Annotated in this window: 26 protein-coding genes, 3 tRNA genes and 2 pseudogenes; 25 read left to right on the forward strand and 6 right to left on the reverse strand. The window is 57.9% G+C overall.

Annotated elements, in window-relative coordinates; all coding sequences use genetic code 11:
- Positions 1 to 9: 9 nt before the first annotated feature.
- The 8 genes from lpdA to BST95_RS11910 all read left to right on the forward strand — a co-directional run bounded on the left by lpdA (position 10) and on the right by BST95_RS11910 (position 9,037).
- On the forward strand, positions 10 to 1,449 hold the full coding sequence (gene lpdA, locus BST95_RS11875) for a dihydrolipoyl dehydrogenase (RefSeq protein ID WP_084199692.1): 1,440 nt from the start codon (positions 10 to 12) through the stop codon (positions 1,447 to 1,449).
- A 129-nt stretch (positions 1,450 to 1,578) separates the two neighbouring features.
- Positions 1,579 to 2,748: an ADP-forming succinate--CoA ligase subunit beta gene (gene sucC, locus BST95_RS11880; protein ID WP_084199694.1), complete on the forward strand. Its 1,170-nt coding sequence runs from the start codon at positions 1,579 to 1,581 to the stop codon at positions 2,746 to 2,748.
- Positions 2,748 to 3,620 (forward strand): succinate--CoA ligase subunit alpha, encoded by an 873-nt coding sequence (gene sucD, locus BST95_RS11885; RefSeq protein ID WP_084199696.1) that lies wholly within the window; start codon positions 2,748 to 2,750, stop codon positions 3,618 to 3,620. Before sucC ends, sucD begins: the two co-directional genes overlap by 1 nt.
- Positions 3,621 to 4,101: 481 nt before the next feature.
- A complete protein-coding gene (gene htpG, locus BST95_RS11890) occupies positions 4,102 to 6,018 on the forward strand; it encodes a molecular chaperone HtpG (RefSeq protein ID WP_084199698.1) in 1,917 nt (638 codons plus the stop codon).
- Between the two features lie 86 nt (positions 6,019 to 6,104).
- Entirely contained in the window at positions 6,105 to 7,121 is a 1,017-nt protein-coding gene (locus BST95_RS11895) for an NAD(P)H-dependent glycerol-3-phosphate dehydrogenase (RefSeq protein WP_084199700.1), read from the forward strand.
- A 14-nt stretch (positions 7,122 to 7,135) separates the two neighbouring features.
- Entirely contained in the window at positions 7,136 to 7,636 is a 501-nt protein-coding gene (locus tag BST95_RS11900; RefSeq protein WP_084199702.1) for a SixA phosphatase family protein, read from the forward strand.
- Positions 7,633 to 8,499 (forward strand): alpha/beta fold hydrolase, encoded by an 867-nt coding sequence (locus BST95_RS11905; protein ID WP_169843926.1) that lies wholly within the window; start codon positions 7,633 to 7,635, stop codon positions 8,497 to 8,499. Before BST95_RS11900 ends, BST95_RS11905 begins: the two co-directional genes overlap by 4 nt.
- On the forward strand, positions 8,492 to 9,037 hold the full coding sequence (locus tag BST95_RS11910) for a DUF4892 domain-containing protein (RefSeq protein WP_084199705.1): 546 nt from the start codon (positions 8,492 to 8,494) through the stop codon (positions 9,035 to 9,037). The genes BST95_RS11905 and BST95_RS11910 overlap by 8 nt, the downstream gene beginning before the upstream one ends.
- 10 nt (positions 9,038 to 9,047) lie before the next feature.
- Here BST95_RS11910 and folE read toward each other — a convergent pair whose 3' ends face one another.
- A complete protein-coding gene (folE, locus tag BST95_RS11915) occupies positions 9,048 to 9,647 on the reverse strand; it encodes a GTP cyclohydrolase I FolE (protein WP_268245020.1) in 600 nt (199 codons plus the stop codon).
- 34 nt (positions 9,648 to 9,681) lie between these two features.
- Between folE and prmB the strand changes: the two genes are divergently transcribed.
- The 3 genes from prmB to BST95_RS11930 are packed head-to-tail and all read left to right on the forward strand — an operon-like array spanning position 9,682 to position 11,952.
- A complete protein-coding gene (gene prmB, locus BST95_RS11920; RefSeq protein WP_084199707.1) occupies positions 9,682 to 10,587 on the forward strand; it encodes a 50S ribosomal protein L3 N(5)-glutamine methyltransferase in 906 nt (301 codons plus the stop codon).
- Positions 10,588 to 10,620: 33 nt separating this feature from the next.
- Entirely contained in the window at positions 10,621 to 11,724 is a 1,104-nt protein-coding gene (gene aroC / locus BST95_RS11925) for a chorismate synthase (protein WP_084199709.1), read from the forward strand.
- A 3-nt stretch (positions 11,725 to 11,727) separates the two neighbouring features.
- Positions 11,728 to 11,952: a hypothetical protein gene (locus tag BST95_RS11930; protein WP_066058811.1), complete on the forward strand. Its 225-nt coding sequence runs from the start codon at positions 11,728 to 11,730 to the stop codon at positions 11,950 to 11,952.
- A 21-nt stretch (positions 11,953 to 11,973) separates the two neighbouring features.
- On the opposite strand, the gene BST95_RS11935 is transcribed toward BST95_RS11930, so the two are convergent.
- On the reverse strand, positions 11,974 to 12,486 hold the full coding sequence (locus BST95_RS11935; RefSeq protein ID WP_084199711.1) for a glycine cleavage system transcriptional repressor: 513 nt from the start codon (positions 12,484 to 12,486) through the stop codon (positions 11,974 to 11,976).
- A gap of 54 nt (positions 12,487 to 12,540) precedes the next feature.
- Here BST95_RS11935 and BST95_RS11940 point away from each other — a divergent pair, with 54 nt between their 5' ends.
- From BST95_RS11940 to msrB, 7 genes and pseudogenes are all read left to right on the forward strand, one after another.
- Complete coding sequence (locus BST95_RS11940) at positions 12,541 to 12,804, forward strand: YheU family protein (protein ID WP_084199712.1); 264 nt, start codon at positions 12,541 to 12,543, stop codon at positions 12,802 to 12,804.
- Between the two features lie 4 nt (positions 12,805 to 12,808).
- Positions 12,809 to 13,051: a sulfurtransferase TusA gene (tusA, locus tag BST95_RS11945; RefSeq protein ID WP_084199714.1), complete on the forward strand. Its 243-nt coding sequence runs from the start codon at positions 12,809 to 12,811 to the stop codon at positions 13,049 to 13,051.
- A complete protein-coding gene (locus tag BST95_RS11950) occupies positions 13,052 to 13,618 on the forward strand; it encodes an elongation factor P hydroxylase (protein WP_084199716.1) in 567 nt (188 codons plus the stop codon).
- A gap of 2 nt (positions 13,619 to 13,620) precedes the next feature.
- A complete protein-coding gene (locus BST95_RS11955) occupies positions 13,621 to 14,526 on the forward strand; it encodes a 5'-3' exonuclease (RefSeq protein WP_084199718.1) in 906 nt (301 codons plus the stop codon).
- Positions 14,523 to 15,659 carry a 4-phosphoerythronate dehydrogenase gene (locus tag BST95_RS11960; RefSeq protein WP_084199720.1) on the forward strand — a complete coding sequence of 379 codons (1,137 nt, stop codon included), beginning with the start codon at positions 14,523 to 14,525 and terminating at the stop codon, positions 15,657 to 15,659. The genes BST95_RS11955 and BST95_RS11960 overlap by 4 nt, the downstream gene beginning before the upstream one ends.
- Positions 15,650 to 16,792 carry an ATP-NAD kinase family protein gene (locus BST95_RS11965; protein ID WP_084199722.1) on the forward strand — a complete coding sequence of 381 codons (1,143 nt, stop codon included), beginning with the start codon at positions 15,650 to 15,652 and terminating at the stop codon, positions 16,790 to 16,792. Before BST95_RS11960 ends, BST95_RS11965 begins: the two co-directional genes overlap by 10 nt.
- A pseudogene (gene msrB, locus BST95_RS11970) lies at positions 16,789 to 17,171 on the forward strand (peptide-methionine (R)-S-oxide reductase MsrB). Before BST95_RS11965 ends, msrB begins: the two are co-directional and overlap by 4 nt.
- Positions 17,172 to 17,322: 151 nt before the next feature.
- Here the strand turns inward: msrB and BST95_RS11975 are convergent.
- Both BST95_RS11975 and BST95_RS11980 read right to left on the reverse strand, forming a co-directional pair.
- Positions 17,323 to 17,398: transfer RNA gene (locus tag BST95_RS11975), tRNA-Gly, on the reverse strand.
- A 58-nt stretch (positions 17,399 to 17,456) separates the two neighbouring features.
- A tRNA-Glu gene (locus tag BST95_RS11980) sits at positions 17,457 to 17,531 on the reverse strand.
- Between the two features lie 136 nt (positions 17,532 to 17,667).
- Here BST95_RS11980 and BST95_RS11985 point away from each other — a divergent pair.
- Complete coding sequence (locus BST95_RS11985; RefSeq protein ID WP_084199724.1) at positions 17,668 to 18,270, forward strand: glutathione S-transferase family protein; 603 nt, start codon at positions 17,668 to 17,670, stop codon at positions 18,268 to 18,270.
- Between the two features lie 64 nt (positions 18,271 to 18,334).
- The gene (locus BST95_RS11990; protein WP_066058836.1) at positions 18,335 to 18,748 is read left to right on the forward strand and encodes a cupin domain-containing protein; all 414 of its coding nucleotides are present in this window, start codon (positions 18,335 to 18,337) and stop codon (positions 18,746 to 18,748) included.
- Positions 18,749 to 18,760: 12 nt separating this feature from the next.
- Here the strand turns inward: BST95_RS11990 and BST95_RS20145 are convergent, their stop codons facing one another.
- Positions 18,761 to 19,144 (reverse strand): PA2817 family protein, encoded by a 384-nt coding sequence (locus BST95_RS20145; protein WP_066058839.1) that lies wholly within the window; start codon positions 19,142 to 19,144, stop codon positions 18,761 to 18,763.
- A 69-nt stretch (positions 19,145 to 19,213) separates the two neighbouring features.
- Between BST95_RS20145 and BST95_RS12000 the strand changes: the two are divergent.
- The 5 genes and pseudogenes from BST95_RS12000 (at position 19,214) to BST95_RS12020 (ending at position 23,251) form a co-directional block, all read left to right on the forward strand.
- A pseudogene (locus BST95_RS12000) lies at positions 19,214 to 20,130 on the forward strand (ABC transporter ATP-binding protein).
- Positions 20,127 to 20,900, forward strand: coding sequence for an ABC transporter permease (locus tag BST95_RS12005; protein WP_084199726.1), 774 nt, complete (start codon positions 20,127 to 20,129; stop codon positions 20,898 to 20,900). Before BST95_RS12000 ends, BST95_RS12005 begins: the two are co-directional and overlap by 4 nt.
- 3 nt (positions 20,901 to 20,903) lie before the next feature.
- On the forward strand, positions 20,904 to 21,722 hold the full coding sequence (queF, locus tag BST95_RS12010) for an NADPH-dependent 7-cyano-7-deazaguanine reductase QueF (protein WP_084199728.1): 819 nt from the start codon (positions 20,904 to 20,906) through the stop codon (positions 21,720 to 21,722).
- A 65-nt stretch (positions 21,723 to 21,787) separates the two neighbouring features.
- Positions 21,788 to 21,875, forward strand: a tRNA-Ser gene (locus BST95_RS12015).
- 50 nt (positions 21,876 to 21,925) lie between these two features.
- Complete coding sequence (locus BST95_RS12020; RefSeq protein ID WP_084199730.1) at positions 21,926 to 23,251, forward strand: serine hydrolase domain-containing protein; 1,326 nt, start codon at positions 21,926 to 21,928, stop codon at positions 23,249 to 23,251.
- A 6-nt stretch (positions 23,252 to 23,257) separates the two neighbouring features.
- On the opposite strand, the gene BST95_RS12025 is transcribed toward BST95_RS12020, so the two are convergent.
- On the reverse strand, positions 23,258 to 24,274 hold the full coding sequence (locus tag BST95_RS12025) for an LLM class F420-dependent oxidoreductase (RefSeq protein WP_066058856.1): 1,017 nt from the start codon (positions 24,272 to 24,274) through the stop codon (positions 23,258 to 23,260).
- Between the last annotated feature and the right edge of the window lie 43 nt (positions 24,275 to 24,317).

The following is a 24,317-nucleotide window of genomic DNA, read 5'->3' on the forward strand; positions in this document are numbered from 1 at the left end:
AGAAAACAAATGTCTGAGAAATTCGATGTAGTGGTAATTGGCGCTGGCCCCGCAGGCTATGTGGCTGCAATCAAGGCGGCGCAACTGGGGATGTCCACCGCCTGTGTCGAGCAGTGGCTCGATGACAAAGGCAAGATCAAGCTGGGCGGAACCTGCCTGAACGTCGGCTGTATCCCCTCCAAGGCACTGCTGGACTCCAGCCACAAGTTCCACGAAGCAAAAGCTGACTTTGGCCTGCACGGCATTTCCGTGGGTGAAACGGCGATCGACGTGCCCGCCATGCTGGCGCGTAAGGAAAAGATCGTCGGCCAGCTGACCGGCGGTGTGGCCGGCCTGTTTAAGCACAATGGCGTTACCACCCTGCAGGGCACCGGCAAGCTGCTCGCCGGTACCAAGGTTGAGGTGACGGACAAGGACGGTAACGTCCAGGTCGTAGAAGCGAGCAATGTGATCATCGCGGCCGGTTCACTGCCCATCAACATCCCCTCTGCGCCGGTGGACGGTGACGTCATCGTAGATTCTACCGGTGCTCTGGAATTCTCCGAAGTACCCAAGCGCCTCGGTGTCATCGGCGCCGGTGTGATCGGCCTGGAGCTGGGCTCGGTCTGGGGCCGTCTCGGCGCCGAGGTTGTGGTGCTGGAAGCGCTGGACGATTTCCTGCCCATGATGGACCAGCAGATTTCCAAGGAAACGGCCAAGATTTTCAAGAAGCAGGGCCTGGATATCCGCCTGGGTGCGCGAGTGACCGGCACCGAGGTCAAGGGCAAAGAAGTGGTCGTGTCATACAGCACTGCCGATGGTGAGCACAGCGAAACATTCGACAAGCTTATTGTCGCAGTCGGTCGTCGCCCGCGTTCAGAAGAGCTGTTCAGCTCCGATTCCGGCATTACACTCGATGAGCGTGGCTTTATTTTCGTCAACGACTTCTGTGAGACAGAAGCCCCCAACGTCTACGCGGTAGGCGATGTCGTGCGCGGCCCGATGCTGGCGCACAAGGGATCGGAAGAGGGCATCATGGTCGCCGAGCGTATTCACGGCAAGCCAGCCCAGATGAACTACGATTGCATTCCGTCGGTGATTTACACCCACCCTGAGGTTGCTGCCGTCGGTAAGACCGAGCAGGAACTCAAGGCCGAAGGTGTACCTTACAAGGCGGGCACTTTCCCGTTCGTGGCCAATGGTCGCGCACTGGCCTCCAACGACTCCGATGGTCTGGTCAAGCTCCTGGCCCACGAAGAGACCGACCGCATCCTGGGTTGCCATATTGTCGGCCCTTCAGCGGCTGATCTGGTCCAGCAGGTGGTCATCGCCATGGAATTCGGCTCCAGCGCAGAAGATCTGGCGCTGACGGTGTTTGGTCACCCGACCCTGTCAGAGGCGGTACACGAAGCTGCACTGGCTGTGGATGGTGGGGCGATTCATATCGCCAACAGGAAGAAACGCAAGTAGAATTCGCCCGCGCACGTAACAATAAGACCAATCGCCGGCGTGCACAGGTAAACAGGGGGCTTGATGGGGAAACTCATTGGGCCCGTTAATTAAGCAGCAATAGCTATTTAGAGAAAAGCAGGACAGCACATGAATCTTCATGAGTATCAGGGCAAGCAACTGTTTGCCGAATACGGACTGCCGGTATCCAAGGGGTACGCAGTAGACTCCCCTGAGGATGCGGCAGAAGCGGCGGATCTGATTGGCGGTGATATGTGGGTGGTTAAAGCCCAGGTACACGCAGGTGGTCGCGGCAAGGCCGGCGGCGTAAAGTTGGTCAAGTCCAAGGATGAGATCAGGGAATTCGCCTCCAACTGGCTCGGCAAAAACCTGGTGACCTACCAGACTGACGAAAATGGTCAGCCGGTAAGCAAGATCCTGGTGGAATCCTGCACTGACATTGCCGAAGAACTGTACCTCGGTGCAGTGGTGGATCGCTCCACACGTCGTATCGTGTTCATGGCGTCTACCGAAGGCGGTGTTGAAATCGAGAAGGTAGCCGAGGAAACTCCCGAGAAAATCCTCAAGGCGACCATCGATCCTCTCGCGGGTCCGCAGCCCTACCAGGGCCGTGACCTGGCGTTCAAGCTCGGCCTGACCGGTGTTCAGATCAAGCAGTTCGTTAAAATCTTCATGGGCCTGGCCCAGATGTTCATCGACAAGGACCTGGCGCTGATCGAGATCAACCCGCTGGTGATCACCGATGAAGGCAGCCTGCACTGCCTGGACGCCAAGATCGGCGTCGACAGCAATGCCCTGTACCGTCAGGCGGATCTGCGTGAAATGCACGATCCCTCACAGGAAGACGAGCGCGAAGCGCACGCTGCCCAGTGGGAACTGAACTATGTGGCCCTGGACGGCAACATCGGCTGCATGGTCAACGGTGCTGGTCTGGCCATGGGCACCATGGACATCGTTGCACTGCACGGTGGTTTCCCGGCCAACTTCCTGGACGTGGGTGGCGGCGCTACCAAGGAACGTGTTTCCGAGGCGTTCAAGATCATTCTGTCTGACGACAACGTAAAAGCGGTACTGATCAACATCTTCGGCGGTATCGTACGCTGTGACCTGATCGCAGAAGGCGTGATCGGCGCGGTCGAAGAAGTGGGCGTGGAAGTGCCCGTCGTTGTGCGTCTGGAAGGCAACAACGCCGAACTGGGCAAGAAAGTACTGGCTGAGTCCGGTCTGAACATCATCGCTGCAGAGAGCCTCACTGACGCTGCTCAGCAGGCAGTTAAAGCAGCAGGAGGAGCGGCATAATGAGCGTTCTGATTAACAAGGATACCAAGGTTATCTGTCAGGGCTTCACTGGCTCCCAGGGTACTTTCCACTCTGAGCAGGCGATTGAGTACGGTACTAAAATGGTTGGCGGTGTGACCCCCGGTAAGGGCGGTCAGGAACACCTGGGCCTGCCGGTATTCAACACGGTTGCCGAGGCGGTAGAAGCCACAGGCGCAGAAGCGTCCGTTATCTACGTGCCTGCACCGTTCTGTAAGGACTCCATCCTTGAAGCGGCCAACGGCGGCATCAAGCTGATCGTATGCATTACCGAAGGCATTCCCACGCTGGATATGCTCGATGCGAAAGTAAAATGTGACGAGCTGGGCGTACGCTTGATCGGCCCCAACTGCCCGGGCGTTATCACACCGGGAGAGTGCAAAATCGGCATCATGCCGGGTCACATTCACCTGCCGGGCAAGGTAGGCATTGTGTCTCGCTCCGGTACCCTGACCTACGAAGCGGTCAAGCAGACCACAGACGCGGGCTACGGCCAGTCTACCTGTGTCGGCATCGGCGGCGACCCGATCCCTGGCTCCAACTTCATCGACATCCTGGAGATGTTCCAGAACGATCCTGCGACTGAAGCAATCGTGATGATCGGTGAAATCGGCGGGACTGCGGAAGAGGAAGCGGCAGCCTACATCAAGGCTAACGTCACCAAGCCGGTCGTATCCTACATTGCCGGTGTTACTGCACCGAAAGGCAAGCGTATGGGGCACGCGGGCGCGATCATCTCTGGCGGCAAGGGCACTGCAGACGAGAAGTTTGCGGCTCTGGAAGACGCTGGTGTGAAGACTGTTCGCTCTCTGGCGGACATCGGCAAGGCGCTGGCGGAGATTACCGGCTGGTAATTGCTGCTACCCCTGTCATCCCGGCGGAGGCCGGGATCCAGTGAGGAAGAGGGCTCATCTGATAGATGGGCCCTTTTTTTTTGGTTTCGGCGCATCTATACCGATTACTGTGCGGCCGGAGGGGTATTCCTGGGACCGCCAAAAGCGCCTTCCGTGGCAGGCTTGCGGCTCCGCCATCCATGGCTCCGCACATCCCAGGAATACCCCTCCGGCCGCACAGCAATCTCTGTTGGAAGCACTTGAAATCAATATGGGTTGGGTTCGCATCTATACCGATCTCTGCCCGGCTGGGGTACCTGACGGGGACCGCCAAACGGCGTCATCCATGACAGGCTTGGGCTGCGCTATCCATGGGTTCGCACATCCCCGCCAGGTACACCAGCCTGGCAGATATCTCTCTCGAGTGGGTTGAATTTGATTGTTTTTGCCCCATATCTGAGGGGAGCATTTTTTTTAGTCAGTTAGCACTCGAGGAAACGTAATGACTGCCGACGCCAATAAGGAAACTCTGGGCTTCCAGACCGAGGCGAAGCAACTGCTTCACCTGATGATTCACTCCCTGTACTCCAACAAGGAAATCTTCCTGCGGGAGCTGATTTCCAATGCCTCTGATGCGATCGACAAGCTGCGTTTCGCCGCGCTGTCCGATGGCGGCCTGCTTGAAGGGCAGGGCGACTATCAGGTGCAGGTCGATGTCGATAAGGACGCCAACACGATCACCATTTCCGATAATGGCATTGGCATGAATCGCGACGAGGTGATTGAGCACCTGGGAACGATCGCCAAGTCTGGCACCGCGGCATTCCTTGAGAGCCTGACGGGTGATCAACAGAAAGATTCGCAGCTGATTGGTCAGTTTGGTGTGGGCTTCTACTCGGCATTCATCGTGGCCGATCGAGTTGCAGTCCATACCCGTAAGGCGGGCGAGGCGGCCGATACGGGCGTTATCTGGGAATCCGCGGGCGAGTCTGAGTTCTCGGTGGAAGTGCGTGACAAGGCGGATCGTGGCACGAGCATTACCCTGTTCCTGAAAGAGGGCTGTGAGGAGTTTGCTGAGGACTTCCGCGTGCGCAGCGTGATCAAGAAGTACTCAGACCACATCGCTGTGCCGGTCATGATGCTTAAGCCGGCCATGCCTGCGGCTGAAGATGAAGAAGAGACGGTTGTCGAGGTGCCTGAGTACGAGGCGGTCAACGAAGCGACGGCGCTGTGGACTCGCAGCCGCGCGGAAGTGTCGGATGAGGAATACAAGGAATTCTACAAGCACATCTCCCACGACTTTGAAGAGCCCCAGACCTGGAGCCACAACAAGGTCGAGGGCAAGCTGGAATACACCAGCCTGTTGTACATCCCCAAGAAGGCGCCCTTTGATATGTGGAACCGCGACATGGCGCGCGGTCTCAAGCTCTATGTTCAGCGCACCTTTATCATGGATGAGGCTGAGCAGTTCCTGCCGCTGTACCTGCGCTTTGTGAAGGGTGTTATCGATTCAAACGATCTGCCGCTAAACGTTTCGCGTGAGATTTTGCAGCAGGAAGGATCGGTGGATTCCATGCGCAGTGCGCTGACCAAGCGCGTGCTGGATATGCTGGGTAAGCTGGCCAAGAAAGAGGGCGACGACTACGCCCAGTTCTGGACTGAGTTTGGCCAGGTGATCAAGGAAGGTCCGGCGGAAGATTTTGCCAACAAGGAAAAAATTGCCAAGTTGCTGCGCTTTGCCACCACTCACACTGACGCAGAGGCGCAGGACCAGTCTCTGGAAGATTACGTGTCTCGGATGCCCGAAGGGCAGGACAAGATCTTCTACGTGGTAGCGGAGAACTTCAATACTGCCAAGAGCAGCCCCCACCTGGAGGTGTTCCGTAAGAAGGGCATTGAAGTGCTGCTGCTGTCTGATCGCGTAGACGATTGGCTGATGAATCACCTGCAGGACTTTGACGGCAAGGCGTTCCAGGATGTGGCGCGCGGCGCGCTGGATCTGGCCACGGATTCCGAGGAAGAGAAAGCCGAGCAGGAGAAGGTTCAGAAGGAAGCGGAAGGCCTGGTTGAGCGTCTGTCAAAGGTGCTCGACGACAAGGTTGCCGAGGTTCGCGCCACGTCGCGTCTGACCGATTCACCGGCCTGTCTGGTTGTGGGTGACTTCGATATGGGTGCGCAGATGAAGCGAATCATGGAAGCGGCGGGGCAGGCGGTGCCCGAGTCCAAGCCGATTCTGGAGGTCAATCCATCGCATCCGATTCTGGAGATGCTCGATAGCGAGCAGGACGAGGATCGTTTCGCTGATCTGGCGGGCATAGTCTTCGACCAGGCGAACCTCGCAGAGGGCGGTCAACTCGACGACCCTGCGGCGTATGTCTCCAAACTCAATAAATTGCTACTGGCCCTGGCGGGTCGCTAGCAACAGCGCTACACGGGAAAGCGGGCTTTATAGCCCGCTTTTTTGTTAGACTGCGGCGCTGCCTATAAAAGCATAACAGGATATATATGGATCGAATGTACCGGGTTGCCGTTCTCGGCGGTGGTAGTTTCGGAACCGTCATCGGCAATATGATTGCCGAGAACGGTCACGAGGTACGTCTCTGGCTGCGCAATACCGCGCGCGCGGCACAAATAAACGCTGAACGTGAGAACGCGGAATATCTTCCGGGCTATACGCTGAGCGATCACCTGCAGGCTTATGCGGAACTGGAGCAGGCGGTAGAGAACGTAGATCTGGTCTTTGTTGCGGTACCCAGTGCATCGTTTCGCGAGGTGGTGGCGGACCTGCAGCACCGGGTGACGCCCGACACGGTCATTATCAGCCTGACCAAAGGTATCGAAGCTTGCGGCTTCAAGCTAATGAGCCAGGTCCTGCGCGAAGAAATGCCCGGGCATCCGATCGGAGTTCTGTCCGGCCCGAATCTGGCTCGTGAAATTGCAGCCGGGCATATATCAGGTTCAGTTATCGCCAGCGAGCTGCCAGAGGTGACCCGGCTTGTACATGACCTGCTGCATTGTCGCTCATTCTTGATTTTCAGCTCACATGACATGTTCGGTGTGGAGCTGGGCGGCGCCCTCAAAAATGTCTATGCGATTCTCGCGGGCATCGGCGCGTCGCTGTCGTTTGGCGAAAATACGGTGGGTATGTTGCTCACCCGCTCACTCGCGGAAATGTCACGTTTTGCTGTGCATATGGGGGCCAACCCAATGACCTTCCTGGGTCTTTCCGGTGTAGGCGATCTGGTGGTGACCTGTTCATCGCCTTTGTCACGTAACTACCGTGTGGGCATGGCGCTTGCCGAGGGCGAGGGCCTTGAGTCCGTGCTCGCTGGTATGGATCAGGTGGCAGAGGGCATTAATACCCTGGCGCTGTTAAAGCGTGAAGCCGACCGCCGTGAAGTGGAGATGCCGCTGGTTCAAGGGCTGTACCAGATGCTCCACGAGAAGCAGCCGGTCGAAGCGGTGTTCAATGCTATGATGAGCACAGAAGAAGCGCAGGACGTTGAGTTCGTAGTGCGCTGAGATAGAGGTTAAGCATGTACCTGACGATAATGCGCCACGGTGAAGCGGGAATGGCTGTTACCGATCGCATGCGCGAGCTGACCGAGCGCGGTGTTGCGGACGTTGGTCTCGGGGGGACGCTGCTGCTGCTCTATTGCACGCAGCGACAGCTGCCGTCGCCACAGGTGTTGCTCTACAGTGAATGGGTGCGCACTGCCCAGACGGCGATGATCGTCGCTGAGGCGCTTCCTGGATCTCAGCTCGCTGCCGAGCAGGCATTGATACCCGGTCGGCAGCCTGACGATATAGAGCCGGCGCTGGCCCAGCGTTTCGGTGCCGAACTGCCCGAACATGTGCTGCTGATTTCTCACCAGCCGCTGGTCTCGCGGCTGGTCGACGCTTATCTCGGTGTTCCGGGGCGTCTGCCGGGATTGGTGCCGGGTGGATTTGCAACACTGGAAATGGCCTACCCGGGTCCCGATGCCGCTACCCCGGTAATGTGTGCCCAGCCACCGGATTACGAGGTTTTGATGTGAGCGGAGAAGCGCTGAACTGGCAACTGCATGGGTTAAATTATGCAGGGCTCGCCTGGGGCGACCCCACCCATTCGCCGCTGCTGGCCCTGCATGGCTGGCTCGATAACGCCACCAGCTTCCAGCGCCTGGCGGAGCAACTGGCGAGCGGCTACTACGTTGTCGCCCCTGATCTGTCTGGACACGGTCTTACTGACTGGCGTTCCGCCGATGCCACCTATCATATTTACGACGATGTGCCGCAGTTACATGCGTTGGTCGAGCACATGCAGTGGGATAGCTTCACTCTGATGGGCCACTCTCGCGGCGCGGCGATCAGCGTCATGTATGCCGCTGCATTTCCAGAGCAGGTTACGCGTCTGATATTGCTCGATGGGGCGACGCCCACGCCACTGGACGCCAGTGAATTTGCGCATCAGCTGCGCAACTTCGTCCTGGAGAAGCGGCGCCTGCAGGGACGTCAGACCCGGGTGTATAGCGATCGTGAAGCGGCAATTACGGCTCGTGAAGAGCAGGGTCTGGATCGCGAGGAAGCCGAGTTGATAGCAAGCCGCAACCTGCATGCCTGCGAAGGTGGCTATACCTGGCACACTGATCCACGCCTGCGCGGCGGGTCTGCCATTAAACTTACCTGGGGCCACATCGAGGCCGCACTTGGAGCCTTGTCGATGCCGACGTTGCTGCTCCAGGCAGAGCGCGGCATGATGACAAGACACGAGGGCTATAGTGAGAAAATTCGCGCTATGATTCCAAGACCGACCCTTGCCCAATTTCCAGGCGGTCACCACTTTCACATGGAGGCCGGTGCGGAGCACTTAGGTACCGAGATTATCCGATTTTCCACCGAGGAGGGGGCCAATGCGTAGTTCAGCAGGGGGCGTCCATTGGTCGCTGTTGGCAGTGTTGTTACTGATGACCTTGCAGGCGATGGCGGAGCCACCTCACACACTGCTGGAGACATTGGACGCGTCGCCGCATATGCAGCAGGTCAGTCATAGCAGCGACGCGGTGATCGAACACGAGATCGGGCTCGGCGCCATGCAGAAAATTCGCGGCAGTTGGCGCTTCAAGGGCAGCGAGCGTGTCACTGGCGAGCGAGTACGCTACACCTGGCAAGTGCGCGATGGCTTTACGTCCAATGAAGTGCTGGATGGGCTTGAAGCGCAGTTGAACAGTGAAGGTGTGCTGTTTGCGTGCGAGGGGCGCAGCTGCGGTCAGGGTGTACAGTGGGCTAACAGGGTGTTTGGCGAACGGGTGCTATACGGCCGCGATGATTTACAGCGTTATCGTGTATACGATCTTGCTGACGCCGATCAGTCGTATCGGTTGGTCTTGTTCAGCTCTGCGCGTACGGCCGATCGCCAGTATCTGCACGCGGAGCTATATCGCATCGCGACGCCATAGCGCACCTGTCCTAGGTGCTTAATCGCAACAGTTGCAGAAATTCCTCGCGAGTCACCTGGGATTTCCTGAAACTCCCCAGCATGGCAGAGGTTTTCATGACGGAGTTCTGTTTTTCTACGCCGCGCATCATCATGCACATGTGACGTGCCTCGATAATAACACCGACACCTTCAGCGCCGGTGACTTCCATGATCGTCTTTGCGATCTGGGTGGTCAGGGACTCCTGAATTTGTAAGCGGCGGGCAAATACATCGACGATACGCGCCACCTTGGAAAGCCCCAGAACCTGCCCGGTGGGTATATAGGCGACATGGCATTTGCCGATGAATGGCAACAGGTGATGCTCGCACAGGGAGTAAAGTTCGATGTCCTGCACCAGCACCATTTCGCTCGAGTCTGAAGGGAATAGGGCGTTATTGACCACTTCCTCGACGGATTGGTGGTAGCCCCGGGTGAGGAATTCAAAGGCCTTGGCGGCCCGTTTGGGTGTGTCTACAAGTCCTGGGCGATTGAGGTCCTCGCCAATCGCTTCGATGATGCTAGCCCAGTTTTTTTCCACGGAATATTCCTCAAATTGGGGCCAGCGATAGTAACAATCGGCCCATTGCATGGCAAACAAGCGCCGGCGGACTTACACTTGGTGCATGACTGATATGACTGTAGGGCAGGCCATCGACCACTGCCATGATGCGCTGTTGGCGAGTCCCGTATTTTATGGGCATGGAACGGACAATCCCTGGGATGAAGCCGTGCAGCTGGTGCTGGCTGTCGCCGACCTGCCTGCGGATGCTGACGAGAGTCATCTTCCGCATCCCGTCAGTGACGCTCAGTGGCGGCAGATCAGCCAATTGCTGAAACGGCGTATCGACGAGCAGATACCGTTGCCTTACCTGCTCGGTCGAGCCTGGTTCGCGGGCCTTGAATTTATCTGTGATCATCGCGCGTTGGTCCCGCGATCACCGCTGGCAGAGTTAATCCTGCACGATTATCAGCCCTGGTACAGTGGGCCCGCTCCAAAGCGCATTCTCGATTTGTGCTGTGGTGGTGGCTGTATTGGGCTGGCGGCTGCCTACTACACACCGGGTGCCAGTGTCGATTTACTCGATCTGGACCGCGATGCGCTGGCGCTGGCGAAAGAGAATATTGATCACATGGGATTGGGAAACCGTGTCCGGGCGCTTGAGTCAGATTTGTTTACCGCTGCCGACGGTCAACAATATGACCTGATCCTCAGTAATCCCCCTTACGTCGATGCAAGCGATCTTGCCGCCATGCCGGTAGAGTTCAGTCACGAACCCGCTATTGCCCTGGGCAGTGGCGCCGACGGCCTCGATCTGACCCGACAGATTCTGGCCCAGGCGGCCGATTTTCTGACCCCTTCAGGGCTGCTTGTGGTGGAACTGGGCAATAGTTGGCCAGCGCTGGAGCGCGCCTATCCGCGAGTCCCGTTTACCTGGCTTGAATTCGAACACGGTGGCCATGGCGTTTTTGCCCTGACTGCGCAGGAATTACAGGAATATGCCGCCAGTTTGCGCCCAGAATCGGTATAATGCCCCGGATTTAATCCTCAGGCGCAGCTGCACATGTCCGGCAATACCATAGGTAAACTGTTTACCGTCACCACCTTTGGCGAAAGCCATGGCCCGGCTCTGGGCTGTATTGTCGATGGGTGTCCTCCCGGACTGGCGCTGGATGCTTCAGATCTGCAGCGTGACCTTGATCGACGCAAACCCGGCACGTCGCGGTTCACGACGCAGCGCCGCGAAGCCGATGAGGTACGTATTCTGTCGGGCGTGTTTGAAGGACAAACCACCGGTACATCTATTGGCATGTTGATTGAGAACACGGATCAGCGCTCCAAGGACTACTCCAATATTGCGAATACTTTCCGCCCGGCGCACGCCGATTACAGCTACAACCAGAAATACGGGTTTCGCGACTATCGTGGTGGTGGCCGCTCATCTGCGCGGGAAACGGCCATGCGCGTTGCAGCGGGCGCTATCGCCAAGAAGTATCTGCTGACCCGATACGGAATTGAAGTGCGCGGCTACCTGTCCCAGCTTGGTCCTATTCGTGTCCAGACGTTGAATTGGGATGTGGTCGAGACCAACCCATTTTTCTGCCCCGATCCGAATGCCGTACCGGAGATGGAAGCCTATATGGCGGCGCTCAATAAGGAGGGTAACTCCATTGGCGCACGCATTAACGTGGTTGCCAGTAATGTTATGCCCGGCCTCGGAGAGCCGGTGTTCGATCGACTCGACGCGGATATCGCCCACGCGATGATGGGCATTAATGCGGTCAAAGGCGTGGAGATCGGCGCCGGATTCGATAGTGTGGAACAAAAAGGCACGGAACATCGCGATGAACTGACGCCGGAAGGATTTATCAGTAATCACGCCGGCGGTGTGCTGGGCGGTATTTCCAGCGGTCAGGATATTTTGGTGAGTATTGCGCTGAAGCCGACCTCCAGTATTCGTCAGCCTGGCGCGACGATTGATACCGAGGGTAATGCTATGGATATGGTGACTCACGGTCGACACGATCCCTGTGTGGGTATTCGCGCCACGCCAATCGCCGAGGCCATGCTGGCGATTGTGCTCATGGATCATCTGCTCAGGCATCGTGGCCAGAATGCGGATGTGCAGTGTGATACCCCCGTTATCTCCGCTAGTTGTCCTGAGTAAGCCTTGAAGAAAGCCAATCGAAAGTACTACCGCACCATCTTTCTAGGGGTGGCCGCTATGGCGACCCTTATCTGGGCGGCGGTGGATCAGTTTGGCATTCCCTGGGAGGATATGCTTGACCTGCTGTTGGCGTCGCTGCTGATGATGCTCGCGATTATCGTCGCAGCCGCCGTCTGCTTTGGTCTGGTTGTGGGTCTGCGAAGGTTGATTCGCGGGCCCCGGGAGTAGTTGGGGCCCCAAGCCCCATGATTAGTCGAGATCGATGTCCAGGGTCATTTTATTGGCGACGGATTCAAGCGCACTTTCGAGTGCATCCCGGTCGGTCTTTTCAGGAATTTCCGCGTCGATTTTTGCCCGGAACATGGGTTCGCCGCTCATTGCCGCGCTTTCTACCTGGCTGTCCATCTCCACGACGTTAATGTCATGGGAGGCAAGTTCACGGGAAATTTCTTTGATGATGCCGGGCCGGTCGGGTCCCAGTACTGAAAGCGCAATGGGTTTGCCGTGGGCGGTGTCCGCAGCGCTGGCGGGCGAGACTCGTACACTCAGACCACTGCTGGAAAGCGCTTTAAGCTCCGCCTGGAGCGTGTCCGCAGCAGATTCAGGGAGGCTGACCAGAATGAGACCGGCAAACTTGCCACCCAACTGCGAGAGCTGGCTCTCCTGCCAGTTACCCTGGTTCTTCTCAATAGTGCTCGCGAGTGCCTCCACGAGGCCGGGGCGATCATCGCCAATGAAGGTGATGATGAAAGAGGTTTCCACGATGGTGTCTCCACTTTGGGCTAAGCAACGCTTATATTAACCCGCATCGCGTCAATGCAGAAGGAACAGGGTGCAAATGCCTGGCTATTTAGAAGTCCCCCCGGTCGATTGCCACAGGAGGTGTTGCAGGCCGTGCTGGAAGAATTTGCCAGCCGGGATGGCACAGACTACGGCGAGCGGGAGTTGACCCTGGATGAGAAGGCAGGCAACCTGCGCCGCCTGTTGGATACGGGAGAATTGTGTATCCTGTTTCATTCTGAAAGTGAGGCCTGGGACCTGGTGAGTCGGGAGCAGGCGGAAATCCTATTGAGCGAATAATGGCATGTCATTAGAGCCTGATCACATTCTCGACGCCAGCGGGTTGTTCTGCCCGGAGCCTGTCATGTTGCTGCACAATCAGGTGCGCGATATGCAGGTGGGCGAGGTGGTGCAGGTGTTGGCTACCGATCCCTCCACACAGCGCGACATTCCCAAGTTCTGCACCTTTCTCGGCCACGAACTGTTGCAGCAGGACGAGCAGGATGGCCAGTATCGCTACTGGTTGCGAAAACAGGGCGACGCCTGAATGAATGTGGCGCTGCAATTTACTGCTTGTGAGTGCAGCAGACTTGAACACGTTTTTGCGCGATGTTTTGAGGCCACTGAACAAACGCTGCTGGCGGGAGGAGCCAGCGAGCCCTACTACCGGCCCGCCGACTCCCCACAATCTCAACACCTGCTGTATTACCGGGAAGATTTCTTCGCGAGCGCATTACATGAAATTTCCCACTGGTGCCTCGCCGGCATCGAGCGGCGCCAGCTGCCCGATTTTGGCTATTGGTATGCGCCGGAGGGTCGCACTCCCGAGCAACAGCGTGCATTCGAGCAGGTCGAGATAAAACCTCAGTCTATTGAGTGGTGCCTCTCCCGTGCCTGTGGTTACCCGTTTCGTGTCAGTGTCGATAATTTCACGCCGGACGGCACACTCCCGGATACGCGCTGGTTCCGCGCGCAGGTGTTGGCCCAGGCCCAGCATTGGCAGTTGCACGGGCTTCCCACTCGGGCACAGCAAATCTATGCAGCGCTGTGTCATGAGTTCGGTACCACCATGGCGCTCCCGGATCAGCGTTTCACAGCAGCAGATCTGGATTGATCATGGAGCGGCGTAGCTGGCTTGTAGACGCGAGCATCTATATTTTCCGGGCCTGGTTTTCCATACCCGATCGTTGGCATACCGATGCGGGGATGCCGCTTAATGCCGTGTATGGCTACGCCGGGTTCCTTGTTGACCTGTTGTCCCGGGTGCAACATGGCGACGCCGTGGCAGCCGCCTTTGATGAGAGTCTCGGCAGCTGTTTTCGCAATGAGGTGTATCCCGACTATAAGTCAAGCAGGGCACTGCCTGACGAAGCCCTGGCGTTTCAGTTGCAGGCCTGTCGCGAATTGACCGAATGTGCGGGCATTGCCTGTTTCGCCAGTGAGCGCTACGAAGCCGATGACTTCCTGGCAACCCTGGCAAGGCTGTCCGCAGAGCAGTCGACCCCATTTTCCGTGGTCACCAGAGACAAGGATTTGGGGCAGCTGCTGTTGCACGAAGGCGCACTGTGGTGGGATTTTGCCGCCGATCAGCAGCTGGGCGCAGCGGATTTTTTCGAGCGATTTGGCGTGCGTCCATGCCAGTTCGCAGATTACCTGGCCCTGGTCGGGGATACGGTGGATGACATTCCGGGGGTACCTGGGGTCGGCCCAAAAACGGCTGCCGCGTTACTGGCCGAGTTCGGTTCCGTGGAAGCTATTGCCGCTCGTTTTGAGGCAGTGGCTGATTTACCTGTGCGCGGCGCGAAAAAACTGGCAGAAAGGCTTCCCGCTCACTGGGAGCAGGTGAGGGTGTCACACCAGCTGGCCACCCTGGAAGACAGGGTGCCGGGCGTCGATGCACTGCCGGAATATACGTTGCTCCGCGAGCATGTTGCTGCGGTCTGTGAGTATCTGGATGCGCTGGGCCTGGCTGGCCCGATGCAGCGACGCTGGCAGCAGCTGCCCATAGGGGGCTTGCAATGACACTGAGCGTTGTCGCCGACGAGAATATCCCTGGCGTAGAGGCGCTGTTGGGGGCGGGCGCTGAAGTAACCCGGGTCAACGGCAGGTCGCTTCAGCCAGAGCAGCTGCGTACGGCCGACGCGCTGTTGGTGCGTTCGGTGACTCGCGTCGACGCAGCGCTTATCGCGAACACCAAGGTGCGTTTTGTTGGCACGGCAACCGCTGGTACGGACCACATCGACCAGCAAGCGCTGGCGTCGCTGGGCGTGCGTTTTTGCAGTGCCCCAGGGTCCAATGCCAATGCCGTGGTTGAGTATGTACTGGCCGCCATAGCGCAGTCTGAACAGTTTCTGGAGTGCCTGCTCAGCGGCGGTGTCGCCGGAATAGTCGGCTTCGGTCATGTTGGCCGTCTGCTGGCCAGGCGATTCGAGGCTCTGGGTATTCGCTGGCAGGCCTACGATCCCTGGCTGGACGAGAGCGATATCCCAGCAGCGGCGGGCTTTGCTGAGATTCTTCACAGCGACGTGATCTGTGTCCATGCTGAGCTCACCGATGCACAGCCATGGCCGAGTCGCCACTTGTTTGATCAAGCGGCATTAGCGGGGTTGACGTCGAGCCAGTTGCTGATTAACGCAAGCAGGGGGCCGGTGGTGGACAATCAGGCGTTACTGCGACGTTTGCTTGAAGACGCAGCTCCGCGTGTTGTGCTCGATGTCTGGGAGCGGGAGCCGCAGGTGGATACGCAGCTGCTGGCGAACGTGGCTTTCGGCACCGCACACATTGCCGGCTATAGTCTCGATGGCAAACTGCTGGCTACCCGGATGCTCCTCGATGCCATGGCCGATGAATTTCATATTGAGTTGTCTGGCGGGCCCGGGACGGCGGCACCATCGCTGCCCCTCGTCGCTCCCACTGCGCCTGAACGCGCTGCGGCTGTGCGTGAACTGTTGGCACAGGTTTACCGTATCGAAGAGGACGACACACTGCTGCGCAAAGCCGTGGCCGAGGCACCCGAAGCGATAGCCACTGCTTTTGATGGGCTGCGCCGCAGCTATCGTGTGCGACGCGAACTGACCTCAGCCACGCTGCAACTGCTGCAGCATGATGCGCTGGTTGCGACGACCGCCAGGGCTTTAGGAATCACATGCACATAGGATTACTGATCAACCCCCTGGCAGGATTGGGTGGTAGTCGCGGCTTCAAGGGCAGTGACGGCCGCGCTGTACGTGAGCTGGCGCTTGCCCTGACCCCCGAGGAATTGCGTCGCTCCCAGGAAAGAGCCGAGCGCGCCCTGAAGCTCATTTCAGGGCTCCCGAATCTGACCGTTAGCACCTATGGTGGGGCCATGGGCGCGCAGGTATGTGAGCAGTTGGGGCTGAGCGCACGCACGCTGGGTGAGCCCGAGGATTATCCGAGTGCGCCTCAGGATACGCGTCGTGCCGCGACATTGCTGCGCGACGCGGGTGTCGATGTGCTGGTGTTTGCGGGTGGGGACGGAACAGCGCGGGATGTCTATGACGCCGTGGGTGCCAGCCTGCCTGTGCTCGGCATACCCGCCGGGGTGAAAATGCACTCAGGCGTGTTTGCGGTGTCCCCCGAAGCCGCCGGTGAGCTGTTGCGTGAACTGGGGCAGGGCGGCCTGGTGGGGCTTCGCACCCAGGAAGTGCGGGATATAGACGAGGAAGCTTTCCGCGAGGACGTGGTGCGCAGCCGTTTTTACGGCGAGATGCAGGTGCCCGGGGAAGGCCGGTTTCTGCAACACACCAAGATAGGCGGTCGCGAAAGCCAGGAGCTGGTGGCGGCAGAAATTGCCGAGTGGGTTGTGGAACAGCTCGATCCTGACACGCTGTATCTCATAGGCCCGGGCTCAACCACAGCGGCAATCATGGATACCCTGGGTCTTGAGAACACGCTGTTGGGCGTCGACGCGTTGCGAGCGGGACAGTTGCTGGGCAGCGATCTGGACGAATCAGCGATACTCGCGCTACTTGAGCGTGAGCAGGCATCTGCCAGTATTTTCGTCACTGCCATTGGTGGCCAGGGGCATGTTATTGGTCGCGGCAACCAGCAGCTCAGCCCCGCCGTGTTGCGCAGGGTGGGTCTTGAGAATCTGCAGATTGTTGCGGCAAAATCCAAAATTACGGCGCTGCAGGGACGTCCGTTGCTGGCGGACAGCAACGACCCACTGCTAGACAAACAAATCAGCGGTTACCGCGAGGTAATAACCGGCTATGATGATCGAATTCTGTATCTTGTAGCCACATCGGTAGAAGGAATAAATGCATGAAAGATGACGAGTATTGGCGCGACAAACTGACGGCCGAGGAATACGAGGTGTGTCGCGAGAAGGGCACCGAGCGCCCCTTTACCGGTGAGTACTGGAATACCACTGACGAGGGCGTATACAACTGCCGCTGCTGTGGAGAGCCGCTGTTTCTCTCTGGCAGCAAATTTGACGCAGGCTGCGGCTGGCCGAGCTTTTTCCAACCCGCTGACGGTGGCGCTATCGAGGAGGCCCGGACCACACCCTGGGCATGACACGCACGGAAATCATGTGCAAGAAGTGCGGCTCGCACCTCGGGCACGTCTTCGAAGATGGCCCTAATCCCACAGGCCTGCGCTACTGCGTGAACAGCCTCTCGGTCAAGCTGGAGAAGTCCGACTGATTACGATTGCCCTGTGACTGCCGGAGCAGAGTGCTGCTTCGGTGGCGCGTGGGTGGAAAGGAAATTGGAGCGGGAAACGGCCGGGGTGGCGACCCACCTCGAACATCTCAATCTTCAAGGCTGAGGAAATCGGAAAGATTCTGAGAGAAATTGGAGCGGGAAACCGGGTTCGAACCGGCGACCTCAACCTTGGCAAGGTTGCGCTCTACCAACTGAGCTATTCCCGCTTAGGAATGTACGTTTTACCACCGCCGTGGCGCCGTGCTTGGCGATACTCGCACTGAGTGGCGTCCCCTGGGGGTTCGAACCCCCGTTACCGCCGTGAAAGGGCGGTGTCCTAGGCCACTAGACGAAGGGGACAAAGCCGGTCTCAATCGAGAAGGCGCGCATTTTAGGGACCGCGCTGCAGGGCGTCAAGCCCGCGGGGAAGATTTTTTCCCGCTGTTTTTTGCTGCAACTTCAGCAGCTTAGTAAGGCTTCTCGGAAGGAGTGACAGGTGAAGATTTACGGTGACCGGCGGTCGGGCAATTGCTACAAATTGCAGCTCGCAGCGAGTCTTCTGGGTATCGACTACCAGTGGGTGGATATCGATATTCTGTCCGGCGATACACAGGCGCCAGCGTTTGCGCAGCTTAATCCCAATCGCAAAATTCCGGTGCTGGAGCTCGATGATGGCCGCTGTCTGACGGAGTCCAATGCCATTCTCAATTACCTTGCGCACGGTTCGGCCTTGCTGCCGGAGGACCCTTATGCCCGGGCCCTGGTTGAGCAGTGGCAGTTCTTTGAGCAATACAGTCATGAACCGTATATTGCAGTGGCGAGGTTTATCGCCGTGTACCAGGGTATGCCAGCAGAGCGAGCGAAAGAGTTCAGGGCCAAACAAGCAGGTGGACACAAGGCGCTGGCGGTCATGGAGCAACAATTGGCTCGTACGCCGTTTCTGGTCGGTGAGCAATTCAGTACGGCCGATGTGGCACTGTATGCCTACACCCATGTCGCCCCGGAAGGCGGTTTTGAGCTGGTGCAATATCCGGCCATAGGCGCATGGCTGGCCCGAATTGAAGCGCTACCGAATTTCGCAGCAATGGATAAAGTCTGAGCCTGATAATGCACTTGAAACGTGTATCGGCCCGTGCAGTTACGACAATAACAAGGAGAAGATCATGAAAAAGACATTGCTCACCTGCCTGCTGCTGGCGGCCAGCGCTAGCCATGCCGAACCCATTCTCAAGGCGACCACCTCCTGGGATGACGGCGCGATCGCCTATCCGGATGGCCAGGCAGAAATCACGTCGATTATTTTGCGTATTGAGGAGGGGCAGGAACCTCCGTTCCACTGTCATCCGGTACCTACCATGGGCTACATGCTCAAGGGCAAAGTGCGCGTTGATACGGTGGAAGGCAAGAGTGTCGTGCTGACGGCCGGCGATCCGCTGGTAGAGGTGATGAATACCGTACACAGGGGGATCGCTCTGGAGGGGCCAGCTGAAATCGTGGTGTTCTATGCCGGCGCTGAGGGTGTGCCGGTAACCGTCAAGCCGGAGGACGATCCCGACGGCAAGTACTGCAAGCAGTAAATCGCCCTGGCGCTACTGCAAGCGCCCCAGGCTTTCGCGAGCCTGTTGTATATCCAGCACTTTGCCCTGCTCGGCGGCTTCATGGCGCAGCTCGTCCAGTTGCTGGTAGCGATTGATTTCTTCATCGGGCATGTAGTGCAGGCATTCGCCGCCGAGAAACCACAGCAGGTCGCGCGGCAGGGTGGGCGCGAAATCAGGGTAGGTTGTGAATAGGCGGGACACCAGCCCCGGACCATCGCTGTACAGGTCCCTCTCTCCGTTCGCCAGCGCTGTGAAAGCAGCGGCAAGTTCCCTCAGGCTATCGTTTTCACCCAGATCGGCGGTGCGCTTTTCAAGCGTTGCGGCGAACTGAGCCATCTGGTCGCGGCAGTAAGTGGCGTATTGAGTATCGTCCATGGTGTCTATCGTCTGGCAACAAGAATGCGGGTACAATAACGCGCCTTTCTGACAGCGCATTGAGCCCGCATGATACCAGCACTTTACATCGAAAACCTCTCGAAGGTTTACGGCAATGGCTTCGAGGCCCTAAAGGGCGTGAGCCTTTCCGTGGAGCAGGGCGACTTCTATGCCTTGCTGGGCCCCAACGGGCCGGTAAGTCTACGACCATCGGTATTATCTGCTCTCTGGTCGCCAAGAGCGGCGGTCGCGTGCAGGTGTTCGATGCAGATATCGATAGTGATTTCGCGGCGGCGAAGAAGTACATCGGCATCGTGCCCCAGGAATTCAACTTCAACATGTTTGAACGCGTGCTGGATATTGTCGTTAACCAGGGCGGTTACTACGGCATGTCGCGTGCGCTGTCTGCAGAGCGGGCTGAAAAGTATCTTAAGGCGCTCGGCCTGTGGGAAAAGCGCGACGATGCGGCGCGCAATCTGTCCGGTGGGATGAAACGCCGGCTGATGATTGCCCGCGCCCTGGTGCACGAGCCGCGACTGTTGATTCTCGACGAACCCACCGCCGGCGTCGATATCGAGATGCGCCGGGCGATGTGGGAGTTTCTGCAGAAAATTAATGCCGAGGGCACGACGATTATCCTGACCACACACTACCTGGAAGAGGCGGAGGCCCTGTGTCGGCACATCGGTATCATTAACCATGGTGAGATCGTAGAGAACACCTCGATCAAGGAACTGTTAAGGCGCCTGCATCGCGAGGTCTTCATTCTCGACAGCGTGGAGGACCTGCCCGAGCAATTGGACGTGCCAGGGTTTGTTGTCAGGCGCATGGACCTGCACAGCATGGAGGTAGAGGTGGAGAAGGGGCAGCACATTAACGACGTCTTTGCCGCCCTCGATCAGCAGGGTATTCACGTGAGCAGTATGCGCAATCGAGCAAATAGACTGGAAGAAATGTTTGTTAATCTTGTGGAGGCTGCATCGTGAACGCACAGGAACAGTATCGCGCTTTCATGACTATCCTGCGCAAGGAAGTGCGCCGCTACATGCGCATTTGGACGCAGACACTGCTGCCCTCGGCCATTACCATGTCGCTGTATTTTGTTATTTTTGGCTCACTCATCGGTTCGCGTATCGGCGATATGGGTGGGTTCAGCTACATGCAGTTTGTGGTGCCCGGCCTGATTATGATGGCGATTGTCACCAACTCCTATGCCAATGTGGTCTCATCATTTTTCGGTTCCAAGTTTAATCACAGCGTCGAAGAGCTACTGGTATCCCCCACGCCCAACTACATTATTCTCATGGGCTATGTCGTGGGCGGTGTAACCCGTGGTTTGCTCGTGGCGCTGGTGGTCACGATCGTTTCGTTCTTCTTCACCGGCATGCAGATTCACAGTGTTTCGATCGTGATTGCCATCGTGTTAATGACCTCGACCTTGTTCGCGCTGGCCGGGTTTATCAATGCAGTGTATGCAAACAGCTTCGATGATATTTCGATTGTTCCCACGTTCGTACTCACACCCCTGACGTATCTGGGGGGCGTGTTTTACTCGATGGACCTGTTGCCTGAGTTCTGGGCAAATGTGTCCAAGCTGAACCCGTTGGTGTATGTGGTTAATGCATTCCGCTATGGCGTGCTTGGAGTCTCTGATGTGAGTGTTGGATTCGCTTTTGGAATGATCGCGGTGTTCACAGTGCTGGCATTTGTCTACTGCATGCACTTGTTGAACACTGGCAAGCGCTTGAGGCAGTGACCGATGGCTGATGAATTGGAAGGCCTGTTGTTGGGCAAGACCACGCCAGTTGTCGATACCTACAGCCCCGAATTACTTTTCCCGATACCGCGCAGCCAGGGCAGGGCGGCGATTGGCGTGGCCACCCCGTTGCCGTTCCACGGTGCGGATATCTGGCATGCTTACGAGGTTTCCTGGCTAAACGATCGCGGTGTGCCCCAGGTCCGGGTGGGCAAGTTCAGGATTCCCTGTGAATCGCCTAACCTGGTGGAATCGAAGTCCTTCAAGCTTTACCTGAATTCGCTCAACAGTACCCGCTACGCGTCTGAGGAGGCCGTGTGTGAAGTGATAGTGCGCGATGTCAGCGCAGCCGCTGGTGCCCGCGTTTATCTGGAGCTTCTGGGTCCCGATAACCACGCGCTTGCCGGTACAAGCCTTGAGGGCAGCTGTATTGATGATGCCCCGATTGACGTGGTCGCCGGCGAACCCGATCCGACCCGATTGAAGGTGGGGCAGTGCGTCATTGAAGAACGTCTCTACAGCCACTTGCTGCGTTCACTGTGCCCAGTCACCGGACAGCCCGACTGGGCGACCGTCTGGATCGACTATACAGGGCCAACTCTGGATCGCACAGCGCTGCTTGAGTACATCGTGGCGTATCGCAATCACCAGGAATTTCACGAGCAGTGTGTTGAGCGTATGTTCATCGACATTCTGGCCCATTGCCGGCCGCAGCGGCTACAAATACAGGCGTTTTACACCCGCCGCGGCGGTATGGATATCAACCCGTTTCGCAGCACTGAAGCCGGCGCTCAGCCCCTGCCGAGGCTCAACCGCCAGTAGCCCAAAATTTCGTTTGCCAGGGACTGGAAACTGCCACGGCTTGTGTTATGATGCGCGCCCTCAACGGTGAGGTGGCCGAGTGGTCGAAGGCGCACGCCTGGAAAGTGTGTAACGGGAAACCGTTCGAGGGTTCAAATCCCTCCCTCACCGCCATATCCTGAAGGAGCCTATTCGGCTCCTTTTTTATTGCCTGGAATTTGACCGTGAAAAAAATTCTCGTTATTGCCCTGGTACTCATCGCATTGCCACTCATTGCTCTGCATCGTTTGGACATAAGCCCGCTCGGCCTTGGCGAGGCCATGACCATGGGTACGGGCATGACGGCCAAACTTGGGTGCTCTGGAATACATCTGTCCGGCTTCAGTGACGATGAAATCCTCGATGACCTGGCGAGCTATTCACCGGCGGCCAAAGCGATTTCTTTGCGACGCATTGATGCGACAACGGTAGAGGCGGATATTAACGGTATGAGTGTTACGCGGGCCCGGTATATTCCCGGTCTCGGGTGTGCGCTTGAGCTACCGGGTATGATTGATCGCGACGCTCTTGCCGTCCCTGTTATAGCAGCTACTGAAGGGCCGAAGCAGGCCGTTGATACGCAACTGCAGTCTATTGTGGATGCGGTTATGGCCGAGGACAACGTTGCAGGCCTGGATACCCGTGCGCTCTATGTGCTGCGTGATGGCGAGCTGGTGGCCGAGGCCTACCGTGATGGCATTAGCGCGGCAACGCCGCTGCTGGGGTGGTCCATGGCCAAGAGCGTGACCGCGATGATGCTGGCTAGAATGGAAGCGCTGGGGCTGGCGGCGACCTCATCCGCAAACCTCTTTCCCGAGTGGCGCGACGACGAGCGGCGCGACATTACCTTGCTCAATCTCCTGCAGATGTCTTCCGGCCTCGCCTTTGAGGAGGTTTATGGGCCGGGTTCTGACGCCACTCGCATGCTATTTACGGTGGTCGACGCGTCGGCTGTTCCCCTGGCTCAGCCGCAGGAGCATCCCCCGGCAAGCCATTTCGCTTATTCCTCGGGCACCACCAATCTTCTGGCGCGCTATGCCCAACTCCAATTGGGGGCAGCCCCCCAGGCTGCTATTGATTTCTGGTCAACGCAACTGGCCGGGCCTCTGGGGCTGGCAGGGACTACCTTTGAAATGGACCCCTCGGGTATTTTTGTGGGCAGTTCCTACCTGTACGCACCTGCGCGGGATTGGGCGCGCCTGGGGCAGCTGATGCTGGATGATGGCAGGCTGGGCGATCAACAATTATTGCCCGCGGGCTGGGTGGCCAGAGCCACGGCGCCTAACAGCAGCAGCAATGATCCTCGCTATGGCTACCAGTTCTGGCTTAATCGCGGTACCAAGGAGCCTCGCTGGCCCGCACTGGAGCCCGGCGCTTACGCCATGATGGGTAATCGCGGCCAGGTTGTCATGATGCTGCCTGAGCACAACGCGGTGGTAGTGCGGCTGGGTTGGAGCGCCACCGAATATCCCTACAGTCAGCAACTGGGGCGTATTCAGGCGGCGCTCTGAGGCGCGTTAGAGTGCGAGTTCGGCCATCTCGCGCAGGAAGTTCACATCGCCGTTTACGAGCATGGTGGTCACCGGGGAGTTTTCCCAGTCCACCAGTCGCTCCTTGATCCGGTCTTTCGGGCCGGCCAGGGAAATGTCGTCGGCGAACTGGTCCGGGACAGCGGCGATGGCTTCGTCTCGCTTACCTTCCAGGAACAGGCGCTGAACCTCGTCAGCCTCATCTGGAAAGCCCATTCTCGCCATCAGTTCTTTGTGGAAATTGCGCTTGGCTGAGCCCATACCGCCGATGTAGAAGCCGAGCATGGCTTTAACCGGATACAGGGCCTGTTCCATATCGTCGTTGATGTTCACCAACACCGTGGGGCAGATTTCAAAGCCCGGCTTAGCCGCGGTCAGCTGATCGGCGTAGACATCCTGGCGATAGGGCGAGTAGTACAGGGGCAGCCAGCCGTCGGCAATTTCGGCGGTCTGGGTGACGTTCTTCGGGCCCTCAGCGCCAATGAAAATCGGTACGTCCTTGCGAATCGGGTGGGTAATCGGTTTCAGCGGTTTGCCCATGCCCCAGGAACCAGGTCCATCATAGGGGAGCGGATAGAACTCGCCATCGCTGGTCACGGGCGCTTCGCGCGCAAGAATCTTACGGACAATGTCGACATACTCGCGGGTGCGGGTGACAGGCTTCGAGTAGGGCTGGCCATACCAGCCTTCAACCACCTGCGGGCCGGAAACACCCAGACCGAGGCTAAATCGGCCACCAGACAAAGCATCAATTGCCAGGGTTGCCATGGCGCAGGCCGCGGGCGTGCGCGCGGAGAGCTGGGCGATCGACGTGCCCAGACGAATGGTTGAAGTCTGGGCACCAATCCACGCCAGAGGCGTAAAGCAGTCGTTGCCCCAGCTCTCGGCCATCCAAACTGAATCGTAGCCGAGGCGCTCGGCCTCCTGAGCCATAACGGTGTGGTTTTCGCCGGGGCACAATGCACCCCAGTAGCCGAGGTTAAGTCCTAGAGAGATTTTTGCCATGTTCGGTGCTCCTTTTGATAAATGTCACTGTATGCGATACGCG

The organism is Halioglobus japonicus (genome assembly GCF_001983995.1).
In the GTDB taxonomy this organism is placed as follows: domain Bacteria; phylum Pseudomonadota; class Gammaproteobacteria; order Pseudomonadales; family Halieaceae; genus Halioglobus; species Halioglobus japonicus.